This is a genomic window from Bradyrhizobium sp., from assembly GCF_049586575.1.
Lineage (GTDB): Bacteria > Pseudomonadota > Alphaproteobacteria > Rhizobiales > Xanthobacteraceae > Bradyrhizobium.
On sequence record NZ_JBAVCF010000155.1, the window covers coordinates 1 to 3,364 of the forward strand.

General features: G+C 60.7%; 1 protein-coding gene and 1 pseudogene. Both read right to left on the reverse strand.

The features are described 5' to 3' along the window. On the reverse strand, positions 1–2,006 hold a 2,006-nt coding region (gene rpoC, locus WB528_RS05725), incomplete at its 3' end, for a DNA-directed RNA polymerase subunit beta' (RefSeq protein ID WP_423887459.1). Positions 2,007–2,132: 126 nt separating this feature from the next. Next, positions 2,133–3,364 (reverse strand): annotated as a pseudogene (locus tag WB528_RS05730) (DNA-directed RNA polymerase subunit beta); the annotation flags it as partial.

Genomic DNA, 3,364 nt, shown 5'->3' on the forward strand with positions numbered 1-3,364 from the left:
TTGTACTGCTGCTCGAAATCCTTCGCCAGCGTACGCGTCGTATCCACGATCTTCCACTTGCCGTGCGGCACCACCATGTCGTCCTTGCCGAAGGAAATGCCGGCCTTGAACGCATTGTAGAAGCCGAGCGCCATGATGCGGTCGCAGAAGATCACTGTCTCCTTCTGGCCACAGTGGCGATAGACCTGATCGATCACGCCCGAGATCTCGCGCTTGGTCATCAGCTTGTTGATGACGTCGTACGAAATCTTCGGCGACTTCGGCAGCACGTTGCCGAGCATGACCCGGCCGGCGGTGGTTTCGATCCAGCGCTTGACCTGCTTGCCGTCCTCGTCGAGGCCCTCCCAGCGGTACTTGATCTTGGTATGCAGGTGGATGACCTTCGCGTGCAACGCGTGCTCGATCTCGGCCATCTCGCCATAGAGCTTGCCCTCGCCGGGCAGCCCCTCGCGCATGATCGAGAGATAATAGAGTCCGAGCACGATGTCCTGTGACGGCACGATGATCGGCTGACCGTTCGCCGGGTGCAGAATGTTGTTGGTCGACATCATCAGCACACGCGCTTCCAGCTGCGCTTCAAGCGAAAGCGGAACGTGCACGGCCATCTGGTCACCGTCGAAGTCGGCGTTGAACGCCGCGCAAACCAGCGGGTGAAGCTGGATAGCCTTGCCTTCGATCAGGACCGGCTCGAACGCCTGAATGCCGAGGCGATGCAGCGTCGGCGCGCGGTTGAGCAGCACCGGATGCTCGCGGATCACCTCGTCGAGGATGTCCCAAACCTCAGGACGCTCCTTTTCAACGAGCTTCTTGGCCTGCTTCACGGTGGTTGAGAGGCCCTTGGCGTCAAGCCGCGAATAGATGAACGGCTTGAACAGCTCGAGCGCCATCTTTTTCGGCAAGCCGCACTGATGCAAACGCAGTTCGGGACCGACCACGATCACCGAGCGGCCGGAATAGTCGACACGCTTGCCGAGCAGGTTCTGACGGAAACGGCCCTGCTTGCCCTTGAGCATATCGGCGAGCGACTTCAGCGGACGCTTGTTGGCGCCAGTGATGACACGACCGCGGCGGCCGTTATCGAACAGAGCGTCGACGGCCTCCTGCAACATGCGCTTTTCGTAGCGGATGATGATATCGGGCGCGCGCAGCTCCATCAGCCGCTTCAGGCGGTTGTTGCGGTTGATGACGCGGCGGTAGAGGTCGTTGAGGTCCGAGGTCGCAAAGCGGCCGCCATCGAGCGGCACCAGCGGCCGCAGGTCCGGCGGAATCACCGGGACCACGGTCAGGATCATCCACTCCGGCTTGTTGCCGGAATAGCGGAAGGCCTCGACGATCTTCAGCCGCTTGGCGAGCTTCTTGTGCTTGATCTCGGAGTCGGTCTCCTGCATCTCGGTGCGCAAGGAGGTCTCGAGCTTCTCGAGCTCAAGCCCCTTTAACAGCTCGCGGATCGCCTCCGCGCCGATCATGGCGGTGAAGGAATCCTGGCCGTATTCGTCCTGCGCCTTCAGATACTCGTCTTCCGACAGCAACTGACGGTCCTTGAGCGCGGTCAGGCCCGGCTCGAGCACGACATAATATTCAAAATAGAGAATCCGCTCGAGATCCTTCAGGGTCATGTCGAGCAGAAGGCCGATGCGCGACGGCAGCGACTTCAGGAACCAGATATGGGCAACGGGCGCGGCCAGCTCGATGTGACCCATGCGCTCGCGCCGGACGCGCGACAGCGTCACCTCGACCGAGCACTTTTCGCAGATGATGCCCTTGTACTTCATCCGCTTGTACTTGCCGCACAGACACTCGTAGTCCTTGATCGGTCCGAAGATGCGGGCGCAGAACAGACCGTCGCGCTCCGGCTTGAAGGTGCGGTAGTTGATGGTCTCCGGCTTCTTGATTTCGCCGTAGGACCACGAAAGAATCTTTTCCGGCGACGCGATCGAAATCCGGATCTGGTCGAAGACCTGAGCCGGCGTCGTCGGATTGAACAGATTCATAATTTCTTGGTTCATCGTCTTCTCCTCGCGTGCCGGCCGTCACCGGCAGCAAATTCGAAATTCTCTTTCAGCGACATGCCCGCCCCCGCGAGGCGAAGCATGCGGATGCCCGCCGCGAAACGCGGCGGGCATGACACTTTTTTACTCGGCAGCCTCCGAGGTCGGCGCGCTTCCGACCTTCGAGTTGTGCAGATCGACGTTGAGACCGAGCGAACGCATTTCCTTGACCAGCACGTTGAAAGATTCGGGAATACCCGCCTCGAACGTGTCGTCGCCGCGAACGATCGCCTCGTACACCTTGGTGCGGCCGGCGACGTCGTCCGACTTCACCGTCAGCATTTCCTGCAAGGTGTAGGCGGCGCCGTAAGCTTCGAGCGCCCAGACCTCCATTTCGCCGAAACGCTGGCCGCCGAACTGCGCCTTGCCGCCCAGCGGTTGCTGGGTAACGAGCGAGTACGGACCGATCGAGCGCGCATGGATCTTGTCATCGACGAGATGGTGCAGCTTGAGCATATAGATGTAGCCAACCGTCACCTTGCGGTCGAAGGCGTCACCCGTCCGCCCGTCATAGACGGTCGACTGGCCCGAGGCGTCCAGACCAGCGAGCTTGAGCATCTCCTCGATATCGGCTTCCTTGGCGCCATCGAATACCGGCGTTGCGATCGGCACACCATGACTGAGGTTACGGCCAAGCTCGATCAATTCGCCGTCGTTGAGCGACTTGATCGTCTCTTCATCGCCGTAGATCTTCTTCAAGGTTTCCTTCAGCGGCTTGGCGTCCTGCTTGCTGAGGTAGGCGTCGACCGCCTGGCCGATGCGCTTGCCGAGACCGGCACACGCCCAGCCGAGATGGGTTTCGAGAATCTGCCCGACGTTCATGCGCGAAGGCACACCGAGCGGATTGAGCACGATGTCGGCATGGGTGCCGTCCTCGAGGAACGGCATGTCCTCGATCGGAACGATCTTGGAGACCACGCCCTTGTTGCCGTGACGGCCGGCCATCTTGTCGCCCGGCTGAATCTTGCGCTTCACCGCGACAAAGACCTTGACCATCTTCATCACGCCGGGCGGCAACTCGTCGCCACGCTGCAACTTCTCGACCTTGTCGAGGAAGCGCTGTTCAAGCCCCTTCTTCGACTCATCGTACTGCTTCCGCATGGCCTCGATTTCGGCCATCAGCTTGTCGTTGGGGGACGCGAACATCCACCATTGCGAACGCGGATGCTCGTCGAGTACCGCGCGCGTAATCTTGGTGTCCTTCTTGAAGCCCTTCGGACCGGCGATGCCCTGGCGGTTCTCCAGAAGCTCGGCAAGACGGCTGTAGACGTTGCGGTCGAGAATCGCCTGCTCGTCGTCGCGGTCCTTGGCCAGAC